The organism is Buttiauxella gaviniae ATCC 51604 (assembly GCF_001654835.1).
Taxonomy (GTDB): domain Bacteria; phylum Pseudomonadota; class Gammaproteobacteria; order Enterobacterales; family Enterobacteriaceae; genus Buttiauxella; species Buttiauxella gaviniae.
Genome location: NZ_LXEP01000035.1, coordinates 1 through 3652, shown reverse-complemented (window position 1 = coordinate 3652; position 3652 = coordinate 1). Strand labels below are relative to the sequence as shown.

At 46.4% G+C, this 3652-nt stretch carries 5 protein-coding genes and 2 pseudogenes; 4 read left to right on the top strand and 3 right to left on the bottom strand.

All coding sequences use genetic code 11. The features are described from left to right. Positions 1-285 (bottom strand): annotated as a pseudogene (locus M977_RS19670) (toxin YdaT family protein); the annotation flags it as partial. Between the two features lie 10 nt (positions 286-295). Further along, on the bottom strand, positions 296-523 hold the full coding sequence (locus M977_RS19665) for a Cro/CI family transcriptional regulator (RefSeq protein WP_064518290.1): 228 nt from the start codon (positions 521-523) through the stop codon (positions 296-298). Positions 524-603: 80 nt separating this feature from the next. Here M977_RS19665 and M977_RS19660 point away from each other — a divergent pair, with 80 nt between their 5' ends. After that, positions 604-1014 carry a helix-turn-helix domain-containing protein gene (locus M977_RS19660; RefSeq protein ID WP_064518288.1) on the top strand — a complete coding sequence of 137 codons (411 nt, stop codon included), beginning with the start codon at positions 604-606 and terminating at the stop codon, positions 1012-1014. 226 nt (positions 1015-1240) lie between these two features. Here M977_RS19660 and M977_RS19655 read toward each other — a convergent pair whose 3' ends face one another. After that, positions 1241-1711, bottom strand: a complete 471-nt coding sequence (locus tag M977_RS19655) for a hypothetical protein (RefSeq protein ID WP_064518286.1) — start codon at positions 1709-1711, stop codon at positions 1241-1243. 455 nt (positions 1712-2166) lie between these two features. Between M977_RS19655 and M977_RS19650 the strand changes: the two genes are divergently transcribed. From M977_RS19650 to M977_RS19640, 3 genes and pseudogenes are all read left to right on the top strand, one after another. Then, positions 2167-2442, top strand: a complete 276-nt coding sequence (locus tag M977_RS19650; RefSeq protein ID WP_064518283.1) for a hypothetical protein — start codon at positions 2167-2169, stop codon at positions 2440-2442. A gap of 162 nt (positions 2443-2604) precedes the next feature. Then, positions 2605-2871: a hypothetical protein gene (locus M977_RS19645; protein ID WP_064518281.1), complete on the top strand. Its 267-nt coding sequence runs from the start codon at positions 2605-2607 to the stop codon at positions 2869-2871. Between the two features lie 205 nt (positions 2872-3076). Then, a pseudogene (locus M977_RS19640) lies at positions 3077-3652 on the top strand (hypothetical protein); the annotation flags it as partial.

Genomic DNA, 3652 nt, shown 5'->3' with positions numbered 1-3652 from the left:
CTGCTCGTCTTTCTGTTCCGCTCGTTCTGCATCGATGGCGGCGCGAACTGCCGGCGCCAACAATGCGGCGTGTAGTTGGTGTTTCTTTGAAGTTCCATCGAAAGCGCGCTGGATGCGCTGCTTGTTGTTATGAACCCGGCGAGCGAATTCATCGCCATCAACCAAGTCATCAAGTGTCTCAAGCAGCTCACCCTGTTGATGCCTTGTAATCAGCTCGACAACGTACTTCCAGCCCTTCTTTGCAGCCCATGCTTCAAGCTCAATGTGCAGAGTATTGATTTCCATGAATCAGTCCTTAAACACCCTGGGTGCTAGTCTGTTTTGCAAGGCGCTTGGCCTTGCGGTGCTGGTCGTAAATGTCTTTGTCGTAATGCAGTGCGCCACCGGATGCCTCTTCCAGGCGATGAGCTCGAGCCTCAGGAACGAGCTCCCCCCATTTGTAAAGAGATTGCAATTCAACACCGGCTGCTTTTGCTAATTTGGTTTTGGTTCCGAAAAAATTAAGTGCGTCACATGTAAGCATGCGGCCTCCATCTTGTTAGGTATGTCTAACAATATCTTGCGCGGGATACCTAAGTCAATAAAATTTAGAATTGTCTAACTATGAGAGAACTAACTACCCTTGGACAAAGAGCTCTGGCAAGACGCAAAGAGCTAAAGTTAACCCAGCGCGAAGCGGCAAAGCTGACGGGCGTTGCACACGTTACGATTTCGCAATGGGAACGAGATGAGACACAGCCCGTGGGAGCTAGGCTTTTCGCTTTAGCAAAAGCTTTATCCTGCACCCCTACATGGTTGCTTTTCGGTGATGATGACCAAAGCCCCGCCCCAGCAGCGGAACAGTCCCTGCCCCCGCAGATTAGTGATAAACACAAGGAGCTAATCGAGCTTTTCGATGCCCTTCCTGAATCAGAACAAGAAGCCCAAATCCAACAAATGAGAGCTCGGGTTAATAATTTCAACAAGCTCTTTGATGAAATGTTGAAAGCCAGGCAGCGCCAATCTAAAAAATAAATCCATAACTACCAGTTAGTTATGTTTTTACGTCCATTAAGTTAGGTTTACCTAACAAAAATATCTTGCCAACCTTGTTAGACATGCCTAATCTACAACCCATCAAACAACCTCACACAGTGATACTCAGTTAAACGTTCCGCCAGCCTGGCGATAAGGGCGAAATAACAGAAATAAAAAAAGCGCCCTACTGGACGCTTAGCTCTTTAAAAATCAGTTTGGTGAATCATTCGTCTTTTGGAAGATCCCCTGCAAACCAGGCAGTCACTTTCTCTGGAAGGCTTAAGGTTATTCCCCTTGCTTCAGGCGACCTACCAAGAGCAATCAGTGTTCTTTTGTGAGCTGCGTCGCGTAGCAATCCAAGTGTTGGGTTGTCACCTTCCTCAACCCTAAGATATGCAGCGTGGAGATCTTCTTCTGAGAGCTCGGCTGACTTGCTTATGAGCTCCTTCATTTTTTTAGACTGAATCTCACACAGCATGCCTGTTTTACCTGGCTGCCAGACAAAGCCAACTACTGAGATAACGGCTACAACAGCGCCAAACAAAGGCAGACTACCGTAGGAAGCAAAAATAGCTGACCCGAGCATGATTTGAGCAAACGTTAAAAGTCTGTCCAGTCGATTGTAGAAAGTCGCCTGCATCGTTTCGATATGGAACGAGTAACGAATGTTGAATAGCGTTGAATCTCGGGTCATGTGTACCTCTTACTGTTTAGGTTCTGGCTCCGGTTCCCTTTCGGATTGCCTGTACGGCACCTGTCCATCAGGTTTCGGAATGTCTCTCTCACCAAACTGGTTAATAAGCATTTTACCCTCCATGGGGTTGGTATTTTATGGAGTTCTCCACGGGTGAGGTGGAGTTCGTGCGCCAGACACGGGTAAGGATCTGGCACCCGTATTCTACCACCGTAGCCTTAAGTGGTTAAAAGAATGACAAAAACGAATATGTGCAAAATTACACAGAATGTTAGAACTGACTTTGCAGTGTGGTGAATGCGGCTCAGCGCTCGCGATGAAAGGCAAAACATCAAGTCATTATCGGTATAGGTCATCGCTGGATGGTTTGCCGCCAGACAGCACCGGGAGGCACCCGGCACCACACCGCAAAGTTTGTTTCATTCAGACGTAAAGTTAAAACAATGGAGATTGATATGTTCAGTTTATTAAGACAGGTAACAGGCATTTTTCAGTTTCAGCACCGCCCGGTTGTTCCCGTGGTTCACGTACCGGCTTATCCGGAGTTGGCCAAAGGTCAGGCTCGCCATTTCCGTGACAGTGTCACTCTTGCGCCATGGCTTGTGTCATTCAATAGTGATTTCGGTACTTACTACTGCCAGCCAGTGGGTAATACGCGCCTGCTTCGTCAGTCATATATCTGTAACGAGCTGGATGCTCGCCTGGTTCCTGCAGGTACGGGGATTCACTGATGTAGCGATATGGGAATTCCCATATCGGGGTCGGATTTAAATAATTACTGAAAAGAATCGAGTCGGCTAATAACGCGACAGGGTTTATACGCCCAAAATTTAAGAACTACAAATATATGCCTTAATCGGCAGGGAATTACTCATTCTAAATAAGAGTTGATTATGTTTTCTCAAATTTTCACGCTTAATAAAATCAGTCCCGATGTTGCAGAAACAATCGCAGACGAAAATGTATTTTCTTATTTCGTTTTCAACAACGACAAAACTGTAACGGTTAAATTTCCAGGTGGGATTATTCACGACACTTATCCCTGTCATCACTGCGCATTAGAAGAAGTCACACGCATCTGGTTCTTGATTCGTGAAGCAGAGATTAAAACTCAGTGCCGCTACTCCTTCGCGGCTTACAGCATAGAGCAAGCATCATGAGCAGAGCCTGTTCGTGCTGCAGTCATCTCTTTGAAGATGCCGAGTTAACCCAACGGCAAAATACCAGGGGTTATGCCAGCCGCACCGTTTACTACTGCGCGGGCTGTATCGAAAAGAAAAATCAGCAGGCCAAACTCCAGAGTGTTCGCACTACTTACAGAAAATCCGTTAACGCCCGCGCTTAACGTTAATTAATGAGGTATTTATGAAACCATTTACTGGCTGTTTTATTCCCAAAAAAGGACCAGCAGAGAAACTCAACCTGCTAACTCTTTGTATTCTTAAAAACGCACCAAATAAAAAGGCTGCGGGTGCCATTATTACTGGCGAGTTCTTCCAGAAATACGCTGACATTGCAGAGCACTATTTTGATGTAAAAATCATTGAAGCTATCGTAGGAAATGACAGACCCGCGATGGATGAGTGGTCAACTGATTTCATCTGGAATAAAGACTCCGGGTGTATCGAATTATTATCAACTGTCAAAGATGAAGAAACACTCCACCCCGACAACTCTGTTACACCTGAATATGTTGAAGCGTCAAAACTTCCAACCAGTTTCCGCGCCGCCCTGCTCGCTTTGTTTGGTCGTACCGATAACATCACCAAGATTGAATATGGCCTGGCTATCGATCTGACTAACGACGATATGCCAAGTTTTGCCCGGGAGCTGGGCGAAGCTATTACACGTACACCAAGAGTGCTCGCTCTATTTCCAGAGCGCCAAAAGGAACTACTTGATGCGGTACATGCTCGCCTGAAAGAAACCGCGCAGTGGCCC

Bases quoted from the DNA above. Each gene is read 5' to 3' on its own strand.
- M977_RS19665 (WP_064518290.1), bottom strand. From the start codon at position 523: ATGCTTACATGTGACGCACTTAATTTTTTCGGAACCAAAACCAAATTA.
- M977_RS19645 (WP_064518281.1), top strand. From the start codon at position 2,605: ATGTTTTCTCAAATTTTCACGCTTAATAAAATCAGTCCCGATGTTGCA.
- M977_RS19650 (WP_064518283.1), top strand. From the start codon at position 2,167: ATGTTCAGTTTATTAAGACAGGTAACAGGCATTTTTCAGTTTCAGCAC.
- M977_RS19655 (WP_064518286.1), bottom strand. From the start codon at position 1,711: ATGACCCGAGATTCAACGCTATTCAACATTCGTTACTCGTTCCATATC.
- M977_RS19660 (WP_064518288.1), top strand. From the start codon at position 604: ATGAGAGAACTAACTACCCTTGGACAAAGAGCTCTGGCAAGACGCAAA.